The sequence below is a fragment of the Sphingobacteriales bacterium genome (assembly GCA_016700115.1).
Taxonomy (GTDB): Bacteria; Bacteroidota; Bacteroidia; order Chitinophagales; family UBA2359; genus UBA2359.
Map to the genome: position 1 here is coordinate 3,633,194 of CP064999.1, position 17,226 is coordinate 3,650,419.

Below are 17,226 nucleotides of genomic sequence, written 5' to 3' on the forward strand. Positions count from 1 at the left end.
TGCATTTATCAGGCAAGAGATAAGCTTATTATACCCACATTTATAAAATAAAACAATCAATTAAATATGCTGGTTAAAACCCCCGCTGATTCATTAACTATCATGACAGAAATGGTCATGCCAAATGATACAAACACTTTGAATAACCTGATGGGAGGCAATTTAATGCGTTGGATGGATATTGCAGGTGGTGTCTGTTCAAGACGACATGCGGGCTGTGTCTGTGTAACTGCCTCAGTTGACAGTGTTGCTTTCCACAACCCGATACGAATTGGTGAAATTGTAACAATTACAGCAAAAGTAACCCGTATTTTTAACACTTCGATGGAAATTCACATTACAGTTCATGCAGAAGGTATTAACCCGGGTACACGAAGAAAATGTAACGAGGCCTTTTTTACATTTGTTGGATTGGACGAATGGGGCAACAAACTTCCTTTGCCAAAAATTGAACCGACCAACGATGAAGAAAGGGCATTTTATGCAAGTGCACAAAGAAGACGTGATTTGCGCTTAATTTTAGCCGGAAGAATGAAACCTAATCAGTCTGAAGAGTTAAAAGCTATATTTACAGATTAGAACAGCCGATTTCATAATATTAATTGCAACTACCAAACAAAGCAAAGCAAATCATGCAGGACAAAATTCAATTGCTTGAAAATAAGATTTCTTCAGCCAAACTTGGAGGCGGAACAGACAGAATTGCAAAACAACATAAACAAGGAAAACTAACAGCCCGTGAAAGAATAGAGTTGTTGTTGGATTCTGAATCATTTCATGAAATCGGAATGTTGGTTACACATCGTTGTACTGATTTTGAAATGGACAAACAACAGTTTCCCGGCGATGGTGTTGTTACCGGATATGGAACCATCAACGGGCGGTTGGTTTATGTTTTTTCACAGGACTTTACCGTTTTTGGAGGCTCACTTTCTGAAACCAATGCACAAAAAATCTGTAAAATCATGGATTTGGCGATGAAAAACGGCGCTCCTGTCATTGGTTTAAACGATTCCGGAGGGGCAAGAATTCAGGAAGGAGTGATGTCTTTAGGTGGATATGCGGATATATTTTTTCGCAATACCATGTCTTCCGGCGTAATTCCTCAAATCTCTGCAATCATGGGACCTTGTGCCGGTGGAGCAGTTTATTCACCTGCCATCACAGATTTTATACTGATGGTAGAGAATACTTCTTATATGTATGTTACAGGGCCGAACGTGGTTAAAACAGTAACTCATGAAAATGTAACACACGACGAATTGGGAGGGGCAAATACTCATGCTTCAAAATCAGGAGTAACCCATTTTGCTTGTACAAATGAGGTAAATTGTATAGAAACGCTAAGACAATTACTGGGATATATTCCTCAGAATTGTGAAGAAACCGCTCCGGTTTATCCTTATCAATCCCAAGACAACGAATTGCGGCCTAACCTTGCAAACATTTTACCGGAAAACAACAATCAACCTTATGATATCAGAGAAATAGTTACCGGAATTGTTGATGATCAATCATTTTTAGAGGTGCATAAAGACTATGCTGAAAACATTGTGGTTGGGTTTGCAAGAATAGCCGGTCGCAGCATTGGTGTTGTCGCCAATCAACCGGCCTATTTAGCCGGTGTATTAGACATAAATTCTTCCAAAAAAGGCGCACGATTTGTGAGGTTTTGTGATGCTTTTAATATTCCATTGTTAACGCTTGTAGATGTTCCCGGCTTCCTTCCCGGAACAGATCAGGAATGGAATGGCATTATTACAAACGGTGCTAAATTACTATTTGCCTTTTGCGAAGCTACGGTACCGAAAGTAACGGTGATTGTTAGAAAGGCTTATGGGGGGGCTTATGATGTGATGAATTCAAAACATATTGATGCAGATTTGAATTTTGCCTGGCCAAGTGCTGAAATTGCTGTTATGGGGGCAAAAGGAGCAGCAGAAATAATTTTCAGACACGAAATTGTGGCAGCCACTTCTCCTGAAGAGAAATTGAAAGAAAAAGAACAGGAATTTATCGAAACCTTTGCCAACCCATACAGAGCAGCCGAGCGAGGTTTTATTGATGAAGTTATTCATCCCGAACAAACCAGAATTCGACTAATTCAAGGTTTCAAAATGCTGGAGAATAAAGTCGCCAATCTCCCAAGAAAAAAACACGACAATATACCGTTGTAAATTTCAAAAAAGATATTGATTTTTTTAACAATTCAGAATTTATTTTGTACTTCATTGGATATTAAATTGTACAAAATTTGATACTCCCGGCATATTTTTTTAAACCATAAGGTTTTATTAAAGCTTTATGGGTTGAAAACAAAAAAACAAAATCCTGAAAATTAAAAATCCGAAACAAAAATAGGCGCTTAAACCTATAAAATCAATATCTTGGTGAATTATGGAATAAGAAATGCCTCATTTCTTGTTTGAAAAGAAGAAATTGAAACAAGAAACGGTTCATTTCCAACTTGTTTACTTAGAAATGAAACAGGAAACAGTTCATTTCTTACCTCAAAATTTATTGATAAAATAAGAAACCGACTATTTCTTATTTCAAGTACTATAGATGAAGTAAGAAACCAATCGGTTCTTACTTCAAAAACTTTAAATGAAGTTAGAAACGGACTAAATCTTGTTTCATAAATATTTGGAAAGTCAATTTTATTCCTGAATAAGTCAGTAAAATCTACTTTGTTAACTTTAAGTTTCCTCAATTCACTGTTTTTAGTCTGCCAAATTTGTGGTAATGCTTTCGGAAATGCTTTAATTCAAAGGTTTTTCAACACATTATACAGTTTTGTTTAGGCTACCTTTCCTTTCAATCACCTAAAAAGTTGGCTTTTACAAATAAAACTAATCGTTGTTCAATACTTTCTGAAAATATTCAAGACGAGATAGTTTTTAAGTCATAGAATGTCAACTGAAATCCTATGACTTTAACCTAACTGCGGTGTTTTGAAAAAAAGATGGAGGATTTACAAAATAAGTTAATGAGAGAAAAAGGGATTGAATGGTTAACTTTTTTTTTGCTTTAGAATGTCCTTTTTATATGTACGCTTAACCAAAGTTTGCTCTTCTGAAAATTGCTTTTAATAGTTTTTTGGGGTGTTTACAATTCTAATGATAAGGCGGAGATTGATTTAATAATTGCATTTGTTATACTGATGTTAGAGTCAATGCCTGTGGACGATGTAAGATTAACCATTATTGCGTTGAACTATCAGACAAATGCTGAAGAATTCAGACACAAAATTTGTAACTTTGAAACATGACTTTGGCACTCAAAATTTTAAAGACTGAATACTTCAACGACTACAAAACACGCCTGAAAGTTGATGTAGAATCTGCTTTTGCGACAATTAATAAGATACCGCAAACATTAGAGGACTTCAGGTTTTATCATGCAAATTCTGCGGTACACTCTTCAAATATAGAAGGTAACACCGTAAGTTTTGATACTTATCTAAAGTCAGTTGAATTTAACCTTCACCTCAAAACAAAAGAGATAAAAGAAATTGAAGATTTGATTACAGCTTATCAGTTCGCAAGAGAAAATGACCTGACACTTGAAAACATTTTAAAAGCTCATGAAATTCTGACCCATTCCATTTTGAAAAAAAAGGAAAGAGGAAAAATCAGAAAAGTAAAAGTTGGTGTGAGAAGTGAAGGAAGACTAATTTATTTGGCGGTTGAACCCGAGTTTATTAAACAAGAGTTGGAAAAACTGTTTGCTGACATTTCAATTTTGCTTAAATCCAATTTAACAACAATCGAAGTTTTTTACTTCGCAGCTTACATTCATTTAGTATTTGTAAACATCCATCTGTTTGTTGACGGCAACGGCAGAGCAACAAGACTAATTGAAAAATGGTTTTTAGCAAAAATGCTTGGCGACAATGCCTGGTTCATTACGTCCGAAAAAAATTATTGGAATAACAGGTTGACCTATTACAAAAACCTGCAGATTGGAGTAAACTATTACGAAGTGAAATACGAGTTGAGTGTTCCGTTTTTACTCATGCTTCCTAACTCTTTATTGAACGCTTTATGATGCTGAAAGCAAACTATTACTGACAGAGTTGCGGTGTTTGGAAGCAGCCTGACATTCATCATAATTTGGTTGTTCATATAACCTTAACTTGAGATTAAATTGCTAAGCGAAAAATTGACCACTTTCTTGTTTATCAAAACAAAAAAATGTTGGAAACACTGGAAGCATTAATTGATTATTCGGATAACCCATTGAAATTGAAAAGGAATGAAACTTGAAAATAGAAAACAAAAAATAAAACCCTTACTTCACTTTCTAATCAGGCTTGGTCTGTATAACCTATTTATTCTTGGGCTTATTTCATTTTCATTGCTATTGGGAACATTTGGTTATCATTATTTGGGAAATATTTCCTGGCTTGACAGTTTTTATATGTCTTGTATGATTTTGACAGGTATGGGGCCTGTTGAAGACATGATTTCACCAAGAGCTAAATTATTTTCATCATTCTATGCACTATATAGTGGAGTTGCATTTTTAAGTATAACAGCAGTATTCTTTGCACCTATAATTCATAGACTTTTACACATTTTACATGTAGAACAAGACAACGATGAAAACTAAATCACTGAGTTGAAAAACAACCTATTAAAAGGGTGATATTGCACAACTTATAAACAGTCTTAAACAGCTTCAATTCAAGGATTTTGATGTTTTGTAACTAACCGTTAGAGTTGGCTTTAAGTTATGTAAATGAATTTCTTACATTAGAAATCAACACTGAATATTAGAAATGGCAATTAAGAATAAAATTATCCGCAACCCAAAGACCCGGCACGACATTAAGTTTTTGCAAACAAGAAAAGACACGAATGGAAAACTCTTAGAAATGGAAGCCACTTACAACGAACATTCCAAAGAACCTGCTGCACACTTTCATCCTTTTCAGGTGGAAGACTTTGAGGTGATAACAGGTGAGTTGACGGTTCGCATTGACGGACAACTGAAAGTGTTGAAACAAGGAGAAACTCTGCACATACCTGTTAATAAAGTTCATTCAATGTGGAATAACTCTGACAACAAAACAATCGTGAACTGGAAAGTTCAACCTGCAATGGATACAGAAAACCTGCTTGAAACTGTTACCGGACTTGCAAACGAAGGTAAAACAAATGATGAAGGAATGCCAAACATTTTGCAGGTGGCATTGATGGCTATCAAATACCAAAATGTGTTCCGGCTTGCAAAACCGCCATTCGCAGTTCAAAAAATTCTGTTCATTATTCTGACACCTTTTGCTTATTTATTCGGTTACAAACCTTCTTACCCAAAATATTTTGACTAAATACAGCAAATTTTTAGCATCATATTAACTACAAATCTCTTCGTAGAAAAAGGTGCCGACATCTGATAAAACAACTTCGTGTCCGGAACATAGTAAAGCTGATTACAAATGCTCAGTGAAATTTCGGAAGTGGCAGCTAAATGAACAGTGTTGTTTCTAATACCCCACTTCGATATTTTCTGTTTCGGCAGGTTGAACAGTACAGAACAAATTATTTTGACTATTTTGCATGTTTAATCCTGATCTAAATATTTACTTTTTCCCATATTAAGTTACTTAACTTTCGTTAGAATAGCCATTGTGTTTGTGCAAAACAGGTAATTCAATAAACTGTGGAGCTTCAGTTTCATCAGGTGGGTTGACAATTAAATAGTCTGTTAACACATTATAGAGACTATCTCTTTCGATTGGATGACGGCCAACAGCTTTAATCAGGTTCACAATTTCGCGGGTTGTCAAAGAAGGATTTTGCTCTTCAGAGCCTGCCATTGAATATATTTTTGTGGTATCGTCCACTGTTCCATCAATATCATCCACCCCAAAGGAAAGCGCTAATTGAGCAGTGGTTCGTCCAATCATTGGCCAATATGCTTTGAGGTGTGCGAAATTGTCTAAATATATTCTTGACACTGCGTAATTGCGAAGATCTTCAATCACAGAAACTTCTCCTAAATAGGACATTTCATTATTGGCAGATCTGAATTTCAAAGGTATAAAACAGTTAAATCCGTTTGTTTTGTCCTGAAGTTTTCTTAATCTGTCAAGATGGTCAATTCGATGAGCATAGCTTTCTATATGTCCATACAATATAGTGGCATTAGAAGGTATTCCCAAACTATGCGCAGTTTCGTGAATGTCTAACCATTCCTGGGCGGTACATTTGTCGGCACAGATCGTATTTCTGATTTCTTCGTCAAAAATTTCAGCGCCACCTCCCGGAATAGAATCTAATCCGGCATTTTGTAAGATTTGCAATCCTTCCCGATAAGATACTTTTGCCTTTTTGAACATGTAGAAATATTCAACCGGGGTGAATGCTTTTACATGTAGTTCAGGCCGATGACTTTTAATTTTTTTAATCAGCTCTTCGAAGAAAAATAATCCCATTTGCGGAATAACTCCCCCAACTAAGTGAACTTCAGTTACAGGCTTACCGTCGTATCTTTTTACGATATCGAGCATTTCCTTCTCTGTCATTACCCAACCGTCTTCTCGTTGTTTAATTAAACGGGAATAGGAGCAGAATTTACAACTGTAAACACAGAGGTTGGTTGGCTCAATATGAAAGTTCCGGTTGAAATAGGTGAAATCTCCATGTTTACTTTCTCTGACATAGTTTGCCAATGCGCCTAAAAATCCGATTTCTCCTTTTTCATATAATAGTACCCCTTCGTCAAAGGTTATACGCTCGTTTGAAACGACTTTTTGAGCAATTTTGCGCATTTCACGGTCTAATCCGGAATGAGATATGATGGCTTCTAATTTATCAGTGGCTGAAATCATAGAACTAAAATTTTGTTTGCTTAATCAATAAGCATTGAAAAACCAAAAGGATAAGTGTAAAACATACAGATAAATACAAAGGTTTTTTGAAAACCGGTTTCTGTATTTGGAATAGAAAAATTGTCTTAATATCCTCCAAAAAATTTACGCACAAACCACTCAACGGATAAGAAAAGAAGGAGCAGAAAGAACAGCCACTTCAGGTTTATCAGGGGCATTGTTTTAAAACTGCTGTATTGTACAGGTTTGATGTTGGGTTGTTGTTTAATATAGTTTACCAAAGAATCAATTTGTCCGGGATATACAACCTGTCCTCCGCTTTTCTGAGCCAGCGCATGTAATAATTGATGGTTCGCAATGGTTTGAAGGGTTTCTAACTGTAAGGGGGTTACCGTAAAACTGCCCTGAGCTTTATATTCTTGTCCGGCCCATGCAGTTTTTGCCAAATAAGTATAATTACCCACCGGTAATACTCCGGCGTTTAAATAATAGGCATTTGGGGTTTTGCTAAAGGTGAAAGTGTAGTTTTTCCCGTCTTCGTTGGTGATATTTATATTTATTTCTGGCTCATTGATCAGTTCATAACTGTCATTGTATAGTTCTGCGTCAAAACTAATGGGTTCATTTTCAGTAAACAGAGTTTTAGGTTGAGTTACCCGAAATTTTCTCTTGTCGTTTTTTACCGATAAGTATTGTACAATTTTTCCGACTATCGAATTAAAAGCGTCGTGGCTTTGTTGTTGTTTGAAATTGAAAATTCGCCACCGCCATAGTCCTTCAGCACATAATACCCCAATTTTATAATCCGTTGCTTGTTCAAGCACCATTAAAGGATAATTTGTACTGACTGTTCCGATTTTCTGTTTCAGGAGAGTTTGCGCTGTTGGAGAAGTTTTGTATTCGCCAAAAGGAGATTGCAGGGGAGGAAGCATTTGCAGGTTTTGAATAAGCTCGGGTTCGTAGGTAAACAGGTTGAAACTTTGCTGCATTTCGGCTTTCACCTGATTTGGGCTACCGGCTGTTTGATTTATCTGAACGATGTTTTGAACCTGATTTAGTCCACCTAAAGAGGTTTGAGAGGTTATAATAAACCATAGTGGAATTTTAGCACTTTTCAGTTGGCCAATCACAGTCGAGGCAGTATTGGCAACTGAAGGCAAACCATGTAAAACAGCCAAATCAAAATCGCGTACCGGAGCGTTGAAATTATTGATAAAAGCAGTTGTTACCTGATAGTTTTTATTTATCTCAATTGCTTGTTTGATTGCCGATAAATCGGGATGAGGGCTATTGGCAAGTAAAAGAATTTTCTGACGGCTGTCCAAAACCTCTACAAAAATATCCTGACGGTTGTTCTGATTGGTAATTTCTCCGGAAATCGGCGTTACTTGGATAGAATATTGTTGAATACCCGGGGCATCGGCATCCAAGGTAATTTCTTCGGATAATAAAAAGTTATTGGAATTTATCCGAACCGCCTTACCTACCAGTTTTTGAGCGGTTCCTTTGCCTTTATAGACATTAAGTGAAGAGGTTTCGTTGTTGCAGTTTTTGGCAGAAACATCAATTCTGATGGTAAATTTATCGCCCAAATAGGCAATACGGTTATGCAAAACCTTGTCAATAACCAAATCACGGTGTGGGGTAGTGTCTCCTAATGCTATTGAAAATATAGGCACATTAAAAGACGTTGTTACATATTGAGGATTGCTGCCCTGATTGTAAATTCCATCAGTTGCAAGTATGATCGCACCTATGTTTTGATTGGCGTGGTTGTTTTGCAATTCTTCGAGACTGTTGCTGATGTCTGTTACCTTTTCGTCAAACGAAAACTTCAGATCGTCTTTCAGAGCGTCCCCAAAATGGTAAGAAGATACTTTATAGTTTTCATTTAGTTGTTGAGCCAATTGGTTTACCTTTTCTTTGAAAACAACACTGTCATTAGAGGATTTAAAAGACAGACCGACTGATTCTGAATTATCCTGTAAAATCAGAATACCCGGTTCAACAGTTTCAATGTTTCTCGATTTGAGCAAAGGTGAAAGTAACAGGAATGCAATACCTGCAACTGTTAACATTCTGAAAAAGGCTAAACCCTTAATAAGCAGTTGTTGGTTTGGTGTAGAGTCTTTAAAAGAAGATTCTTTATAGTATAAGACAAAAGCATAGATAAAACCTAAAAACAAGCATAACAGTATATACCAATAGGGATACTGCTCTATTACTAATGATGCTTTCAAAATAGAATGCTATTTTTTTTGGGGTTTCAAACTCTTTTCACAAGTTTGAACGAAGTGGTTAAATACATTTTCTATAATTCAGGCTGCAAATATAATGCAAGATGAATGGAAAGAAAGAAAAACAAATGACCCAATTGTGTATGAACTTGAATTGGTACAGGGAAATTTGATTTTATTTTCTTTTTTAAATTCTCACATACAAATCAATATTTTTTTACACTATTAAACGGGTAATCTTTAAAAAACGGCAAAAAACAATTGTAAGCCCTTTATTTTCAAGGAATTTTTCCAAGCCTTCAAAAACCTACCCCCCTCTATTTTAGAATAAATCAATTTGGATACTGGGCTATTTGTTTCGTTTTTTGAGCTTGCTGTAAGCTCTTCGGCTGTTTTGCACCATCCAAAATATTTCAAGATAACTGATTAGATGAATTCTAATGAGTGCTGCAATGGTTGAAAAGGCTTTTTTGCTCTCTGATTTTACCCGAAGCACTTGCAGTAAAAGTTGTGCAATCAGGGTACACCAGATTTGAGTTTTGATGCCGTTCTCTGTTTCGGAATAAAAGTAATGCAGCTGAAAATTCTGCTTGAGCTTCTTGAAAAGCAACTCAATGTTCCATCGCAGCTTGTATAGATAGGCGACTTCTTCATGGCTTATCTCAAAATTATTGGTGATAAAGTCATACATACGCCCTTTTTCATCCCTGTAAGTTACCTTTCGAAGGCGCAAAGTCTTTTCTTGTTTATCTTCTTTGTATGCAAGTAAGATGCGTTCTTCCGACAAAACACCCGCTTGGTTCTTTGCCGGCTCTGCTGTAAATAAAACTTCCTGTGTCTGATAAACAGCATTCTTTTTCAAACGGCATACAAAATTGATTTGTCGTTCTGTCCATTGAGCAAATTGAAGATAATGGTTGTAAGCCCTGTCAAACACAACCATGCTGTGAGGCGACAGATGCAAATATTGCAGAAAATTCTTGTCATGCTGTTTAGCTTCACTGATTTTTACAAAATCTGGCGTATCACTGTGGGCATCAATCATCATATGAACCTTCAGTCCGCCTTTTTTCTTCCCTTCATTCTTGAGATTGCGACCAACTCCTTTCATAATGTTCGAAAAAAGGCGTATCGTACTTGAATCGAAAATGAAAAGTTTGGAAAAGGAGACATTCCCAATCCGGCTGACCGACAAAATAGGCTTAAAATGATCGAGTAACATAAAATAAACGGCTTGGTAAAATTCATTGTCTCGACCTCTAAGACCATCGCCTGCCGTACTCTTTGCCGGTGATTTATCCATGCCCAAATGATTGAGTTTGCCTGTTAAACCCTGCATACCATCACAGATTTCACCCATAGAATCACATCGACTCAATATCCCGAATAACATCGTAACAAGTTGTGTCCACGAATCATAGGTCTTGTAATAATGATCTGATTGGTACTTATTAACAAGCAAATCAAATTTGTTGCGTGGAACAAATTCCAATAACTGTTTGAATATCGGCTGACCGACTAAATGCTTATCTTTGTCTCTCATATTTTTAGTTTGTAGTAGAACCAAAATATGAAAAAAGGAGCTTGCCCCGATGGGCAGCTCCTTAATTTATTTTTTGTCGGTTAGTAGTGATTTTTTTATTTTACAAGCAAGTAAAACATAAAAACGGCAAGAAAAGTTGATATCCCTTCTTGCCGTTTTTGATACTGATGTTAATTATTGCGCAGCCCGTTATCTTATCAGGGTTACATTGCCTTTTGCAACTTTAAGTTGATTATTGCCCAATTCGAAGTATTCTATATAGTAAACATATACTCCGACCGGTTGTTGTTCATCTTTCATCATTCCATTCCAACCTTCATTTAGGTTGCCTGTATTTTCATACACCAATTGGCCCCAACGGTTATAGATAGCGAACAGTTGCAGTGAAGTTACATCGCGAGATGCTATGCGAAGAATGTCGTTAATACCATCGTTGTTTGGAGAAAATGCGGAAGGCACTAATAATCTTGGTGGTTCAACAACATATACCATGACCGAAGTTTCGCTTACACAACCTAATGGGGTAGTTACAGTTGCTGTAAATTCTGTTGTTTGTCCGGGTTTTACAAAAACAGTAGCTTGATTTGGGTCAGTTATGAATGAAGCAGGTGCCCATGAATAAGTATCACCTTCTATTCCACCACTTACTGAAATAGAAACTCCGGAACCTTCAACGATACTATCCTGTTGAGCAATTTGTAAACTTCTCGGATAATCTAATGTTAAGGTGATTTCATCTGTTACTTCACATCCATTGGCATCTATAGCTGTTACCGTGTAGGTTTGAACGGTTGAATTGCTGACCGAAAGGTCTATTTGAGGCTGTGAAGATGTGGCATCGTCCAAGCCTGTTGCCGGCGACCATTGATAAGTGTATCCTGTTAAAGGAGGTTCACCTAAGGTTCCAGAATATGTTTCACAACCTGAAAAATCAGTACCTGCACTAACAACAGGAGTACTGACAACAACACTCCTCGTCGTGGTTTGAGAACATGCCCCGACTGCGGTAGTAACAGTATAGGTGATGTCTTCTGTGGTTGTAACAGTAGGATTTGGACAGTCAGTGCAGCTTAATCCGGTTGCGGGACTCCAATTGAATGAATCAGCACCTGAAACGCCTAAATCTAACACTAATGTTTCTCCGTTACAGACGGTAAAGGTTTCAGGTACTAAACCCAAATCTCCGTTGCCTACATTGACTGTTACAGGTAATTGTGTTTCGCATCCAACGGAGTCAAATATTCTTACAATATAAGAAGTAGTATCTGTTCCGGTAAAAGTTGGGTTTGGACAGTTACTGCAACTCAAATCAGTAGTAGGGGTCCATAAATAAAATAAACCCCCTGAGGCATTAAACTGAACGGGTTGTCCTATACAGGTATTATATTCAGGAGGCACCTGTGGGTCGGCATTATCGTCCATAATAAACTGCACATAAGTGGTATCAATACAAGGACCTACTGAGGTGATTGCAGTATAGGTGATGCTGTTTAAGGGCGAGGCTATCGGAAAGCAACTTGTCGGATCATCTAAAAAATCAGATGGAATCCATTGACATATTATTCCTCCGGAAAGCCCTAATTGAACAGCACTTCCGGGACAGGTCAAAATAGGAGAATTCCCGGCATCGGCAACAATGTTGTCTTGTATAAATAACTCTACACTATCTAACACACCGGAAGTACAAAATCCGGGATTGATAATTTTTATTTGAACAGATTCCAACCCTTCTAACACTCCATCTGCAAAAGGAGATATAATTAACTGATAGGCAGTATCTCCGGGATATAGGATAATACTATCGGGGATAGACAAATAATCAATTCCGTTTGTCGCAGTACCCGAAACTTCAAAATAAATCACAGAGGTATCGTTTGGTGCAAAGTCAACAGAGAAATCAATTATACCATCCACACATCCTTCAACCGCATTTAAAAATCCGGCACTTGCCAAAGCAGTACTTGCACTAAGCGTAACTTTATTGGTTGTTAAACTTCCGGCTTCTATAAATACTCCGGAGTCTAAGGTAGAATCCAAATCATCGGCAACTACTAATTTCAGAGAATAAGTCTGACAAGGTACAACCGCTGCTCTTGCTTCCAATACAACGGTAAAGCCATCGTACTGAATATAATAATCATTTGAATTGTTTGGGAAAGTTGTTCCTGTGCCATTATTGACATAATAGGCCGAATTATCAACATCGTTAACATTGTTAATAGAAACATAAGTACTTGTGCCCGGAATGATTGCTATGTTTTCCATCACGTAATTGCCACCTGCCGGATTAGGGCCGGAGATATAAAAAGCAAAGACATCATTAAAAGAGCCGACAAATTCCAGATATTCTTCTGACCCGAACACATAGTTAAATTTAAGCGTATCGGCAGCTACTTCAACATCAAGATATAGGGCACAAGCATCATTTGTGCCTAATACACCCGGAATCAAATCGAGATCAGGATCGCCGGGATCTCCAATAGAACTTGCTGCACCTCCGGCATCATTTGGGCCGATGGCATTGTCAATGCAACCGGAAGTCAACAACACACCTGCTTCCAAACCTAAATTACAATTCTGACATTCAAAGTACCCATACGATCTTCCGCTATCGCAACCAAAAGCCCCACTTGCATCAGCACAGTCAAAAACTACGTTTGAGATTGTAACTCCTTCGCCGGCCAATGTTTGTGCTAAGGATAAATCATCCATTGTTCCATCAACCAGCAATTGTGCTGAGGCATTTTGAGCGTTTAAAAACAACAAACTTCCAAAAAGTAAGAGTAAAGAAAAGTTGTGTAAATATAATTTCATAGTTAAATTTTTTGTGAGATTAGTTGATTGTTGAGTTGGTTAGTATTAAAAAGGTTACTGAAAAGTAAAATTAGGTAAATTTAATGAGGTAAAAAGAAGTCTTTTCTATTATTTTCTCGATTTGTCGTTTATCAAGCCAATTTTACACTAATACAGGTATATTTCCGGCAAAGGTAGTCTAATTATGTTTTATTTAATAGATACCATTTTGGCAAAGTCCTTAGCAAGTCAATTTTTGTTATTATTCAACTTTCAAATTTAGTTCTGCTATTTAAGAAAAGTAGTTTTATTTAATTCATTAAACAGAGGGCAAATTCTATAATCATTAGAGGTTAATTAGAAGTGGCAGAAATAATTTCCCTTAAATCAATCGTCAGGAGTTTAAGATTCAGTAATTTTGCAATTCTGATTGTTATTTTCAGTATCTTTAAGTTTTAAGTTTGTTCTATTTTCCATTTTAAATTCAGGTATTATGCAACAGGTATTAACAGAAACTCAACACTATATTGAATTAGAAAACCGATATGGCGCACATAATTACCATCCAATGCCGGTGGTGCTGTCCAAAGGCGAAGGAGTGTTTGTATGGGATGTTGAAGGCAACAAATATTATGATTTTCTATCGGCTTATTCAGCAGTAAATCAGGGGCATTGCCACCCAAAAATTATCAACGCTCTGGTTGAACAGGCACAAGAATTAACCTTGACTTCAAGGGCTTTCTATAACAATATATTGGGAAAATACGAAGAATATTTAACCAAGCTGTTAGGCTATGACAAAGTTCTGCCCATGAATACAGGAGTTGAAGGCGGTGAAACTGCTATAAAACTCGCTCGGAAATGGGCATATCAGGTTAAGCAAGTACCTGAAAACAAAGCACGTATTATTTTCGTAGAAGGCAATTTCTGGGGCCGTACATTAGCTGCTATTTCTTCTTCTACCGACCCGTCCAGCTATAGAGGATTTGGGCCATACATGCCAGGATTTGAGATTATACCTTATAATGACCTCGCTTCGTTGGAAAAAGCTTTGCAAGATCCCAATGTTGCAGCTTTTATGGTTGAACCAATTCAGGGAGAAGCAGGAGTTATTGTTCCTGAAGACGGGTATTTAAAAAAGGCTTATGATTTGTGCAGGGAATATAATGTTTTGTTTATTGCTGATGAAGTACAGACCGGTTTGGCAAGAACCGGAAAAATGTTGTGTTGTGACCATGAAGGGGTAAGGCCGGATATTCTTATTTTAGGCAAAGCACTTTCAGGAGGAGTTTTACCTGTATCTGCAGTTTTATGCGATGATGAAATCATGCTTTGTATTCACCCGGGAGAACACGGCTCTACTTATGGAGGTAATCCTTTAGCTTGTCGTGTTGCTATGGCTGCTCTTGAGGTTTTAGTCGAAGAGGACATGGCTAAAAATGCCGATAGATTGGGAAATATATTAAGGGATGAACTCAGGGCGATTCAATCTCCGTTAATTCGCGAAATTAGAGGGAAGGGTTTGCTCAATGCAATCGAAATAAATTGCGATGAAGATTCTCAGTTGGCGTGGAATTTTTGCCTTAAACTCAAAGAAAAAGGTTTATTAGCCAAACCTACTCATGGAAACAAAATACGTTTTGCACCCCCTTTGGTAATTACTGAAGCACAGATTTATGACTGTATTGAGATTATCAGACAGGCAATCAAAGAAGTGGAGGTAAAAATTTAAGTTTACTGTTTGAAGTTAAATTTCAAAACAGCGATTTACTTTCTTGCGTAGGTATATATTAATGCCTGTGTTATCTTTTTCTATGAAGATTCTTTTGTCAGCCTTTACCGGTTTGGGAAATTTTGTGCTAAAAACACCGATGATTCAGGCATGGACAAAGCTTTACCCGGATGATGAAATTCATTTATTGGCGGGTAATGCTTTCGGAGCGGAATTTGTATTGCATCGAAGTCCACTCATTTCAAAAACTCATTTCATTTCAGTTAATGCTTCAGGTTTTGAAAAATTCGCCTTTTTCCGAAGCCTGAGAGCTGAGAAATTTGATGTAGCGGTATTACCTTTTGATGCACAGCCTAACTTTTTGGTGGCAGGCACTTATATTGCCCGTATTCCTTTGAGAATCAGACATTTGCACCCGGCAGTTTTGTCGAATCGCTTTAAAGCTGTCGCGACTATTTTTTTAAGCACTAAAACTCATTTAGTACCTGTTTTAGCCGGAAGACATGAAACAGATTTAAATATGGATTTGTTGCGGGCCTATCACCGGCAACCTGTAACCGATGTTTTCCCTACTATTGTAAATTGGCAGGAGCATCCTGAAGTTCTGTCAAAATATAATCTTCAAAGTAACCAATACCTGTTAATTCAACCCGGTGCAGCAAACGGATTGTTTAAAGTAAAAGCTTGGCCCCCACAACATTTTGGAAAGCTGATTAGTCAATTGCACGAAAACTTTTCACAATACAAAATTGTACTTGTCGGAGATCAAGGGGATCTCGATACAAACATTTCTGAATTGTATCAATACTTGCCTGAAAAAGTTAAATCGGTCGTCATAAATACGGCGGGGGAGACAAATATTCCTGATTTGCTCACTTTAATAAAAGGGGCTTCGTTGATAGTTTGCCACGATTCGGGAACTATGCACCTTGCTGATGCACTTGAGAAACCTCTAATCGCTTTATATGGTCCTACTGACTTTAGCAGAACAAGGCCTTTAAAACCCACTTCAACCGTTTTGTTTGCAAAGGGCAATTATTTTAATGCCATGTACAATTTCAAATATACTGAAAGCGAACTGTCAGAAATGGGTATAGGTTATGAAGCGATGGCAAATCTAAGTGTTGATGAAGTTCTGAAAAGCATAACAGATAAGCTACAATAACGAAATATTGGCTGAAACTTTTTCAACGTTCCATTTTGATTAGCTCCCCATTTGAAAAACGGTAAATTTCCTTTTTTTCAATGCTTGGTTGACAGCGCTGATCTGTTTTTGCCCAAAAATAATTGTAAGAATAAATAGATCCATCCGGATTTATGGCAGTCATGTTATGCCATGCTCCTGTTTCATGGTCGCTGAACAAAGGTATATGTACTTTGTATTCGTCCGACATGGTTGAAACTATCAGTAATTGCTCACCTTTTCCACACAAAGCATTACCACCGTCGCATTGCATTAATCCGAAACTGACAATCGCATCTGTTTTATTATCATGGTTGATATCGCCATAAATAAAATTTGCGGTTTCTTTCGATACTCCTAAGTTACATGCCAATTCTCCGCCTTTTGATCGCCATAAATCTCCTGCTTTTATACAGTTTTCTTCTGTACAATAGTCGGGAGAGATACTTAAATACCAATTAAACACCGATTGTATATTTGTATGATCACTTGACTTATTGTTGCTTTTTGCCTGATCATTTTTAGTGTAGTAACGAAAATGTTTTTCATAATTTCCGTCTTCATCATTCATTTTCAGATTTTTCATATCATCCTCAAGTGTGATGAAATAGATTTTGGCAATCTTTGGAAATTCAACTTTAAGTATGGAACGCCCTGCAATTTGTAATTCTTCTTTTACATTGAGTTTTATCCTGCCTGTCTTAGCTTCTGCATAATTGTAATAGACGGCCGTTTTACCTTCTTCCTGATTAAATTCTAATTGTTCCCAATCAATATCCGTATAATTTCCGTGTAAAAACAGCAAGGCGGGCGATTGTGCCATACTTGTTGTGCTTAGAGATAGAACATTAAAAAACAAAATAGTTGTTAAAAAGTATTTCATATAGAAAAGAATTGGAG

The 17,226-nt window shown here is 37.0% G+C and carries 12 protein-coding genes; 7 read left to right on the forward strand and 5 right to left on the reverse strand.

Going from position 1 to position 17,226, the window contains the following annotated elements:
- Positions 1-66: 66 nt before the first annotated feature.
- The 5 genes from IPM47_13000 (at position 67) to IPM47_13020 (ending at position 5,335) form a co-directional block, all read left to right on the forward strand.
- Positions 67-579: an acyl-CoA thioesterase gene (locus tag IPM47_13000; GenBank protein ID QQS27793.1), complete on the forward strand. Its 513-nt coding sequence runs from the start codon at positions 67-69 to the stop codon at positions 577-579.
- A 53-nt stretch (positions 580-632) separates the two neighbouring features.
- Entirely contained in the window at positions 633-2,177 is a 1,545-nt protein-coding gene (locus IPM47_13005) for an acyl-CoA carboxylase subunit beta (GenBank protein QQS27794.1), read from the forward strand.
- A 1,090-nt stretch (positions 2,178-3,267) separates the two neighbouring features.
- Positions 3,268-4,050 (forward strand): Fic family protein, encoded by a 783-nt coding sequence (locus IPM47_13010; GenBank protein QQS27795.1) that lies wholly within the window; start codon positions 3,268-3,270, stop codon positions 4,048-4,050.
- A gap of 207 nt (positions 4,051-4,257) precedes the next feature.
- On the forward strand, positions 4,258-4,614 hold the full coding sequence (locus IPM47_13015) for a hypothetical protein (protein QQS27796.1): 357 nt from the start codon (positions 4,258-4,260) through the stop codon (positions 4,612-4,614).
- Positions 4,615-4,783: 169 nt separating this feature from the next.
- The gene (locus IPM47_13020; protein QQS27797.1) at positions 4,784-5,335 is read left to right on the forward strand and encodes a cupin domain-containing protein; all 552 of its coding nucleotides are present in this window, start codon (positions 4,784-4,786) and stop codon (positions 5,333-5,335) included.
- Positions 5,336-5,611: 276 nt separating this feature from the next.
- Here IPM47_13020 and IPM47_13025 read toward each other — a convergent pair whose 3' ends face one another.
- From IPM47_13025 to IPM47_13040, 4 genes are all read right to left on the reverse strand, one after another.
- Positions 5,612-6,835: a CofH family radical SAM protein gene (locus IPM47_13025; protein QQS31470.1), complete on the reverse strand. Its 1,224-nt coding sequence runs from the start codon at positions 6,833-6,835 to the stop codon at positions 5,612-5,614.
- Positions 6,836-6,963: 128 nt separating this feature from the next.
- Entirely contained in the window at positions 6,964-9,078 is a 2,115-nt protein-coding gene (locus IPM47_13030; GenBank protein QQS27798.1) for a hypothetical protein, read from the reverse strand.
- Positions 9,079-9,424: 346 nt separating this feature from the next.
- Positions 9,425-10,618, reverse strand: a complete 1,194-nt coding sequence (locus tag IPM47_13035) for an IS4 family transposase (protein ID QQS27799.1) — start codon at positions 10,616-10,618, stop codon at positions 9,425-9,427.
- A 189-nt stretch (positions 10,619-10,807) separates the two neighbouring features.
- Positions 10,808-13,432 carry a gliding motility-associated C-terminal domain-containing protein gene (locus tag IPM47_13040; protein ID QQS27800.1) on the reverse strand — a complete coding sequence of 875 codons (2,625 nt, stop codon included), beginning with the start codon at positions 13,430-13,432 and terminating at the stop codon, positions 10,808-10,810.
- Between the two features lie 472 nt (positions 13,433-13,904).
- On the opposite strand from IPM47_13040, the gene rocD reads away from it, so the two are divergent.
- Complete coding sequence (rocD, locus tag IPM47_13045) at positions 13,905-15,143, forward strand: ornithine--oxo-acid transaminase (GenBank protein ID QQS27801.1); 1,239 nt, start codon at positions 13,905-13,907, stop codon at positions 15,141-15,143.
- Between the two features lie 82 nt (positions 15,144-15,225).
- A complete protein-coding gene (locus IPM47_13050) occupies positions 15,226-16,308 on the forward strand; it encodes a glycosyltransferase family 9 protein (protein QQS27802.1) in 1,083 nt (360 codons plus the stop codon).
- Between the two features lie 22 nt (positions 16,309-16,330).
- Here IPM47_13050 and IPM47_13055 read toward each other — a convergent pair whose 3' ends face one another.
- Positions 16,331-17,209: a hypothetical protein gene (locus IPM47_13055; GenBank protein ID QQS27803.1), complete on the reverse strand. Its 879-nt coding sequence runs from the start codon at positions 17,207-17,209 to the stop codon at positions 16,331-16,333.
- Positions 17,210-17,226: the final 17 nt, after the last annotated feature.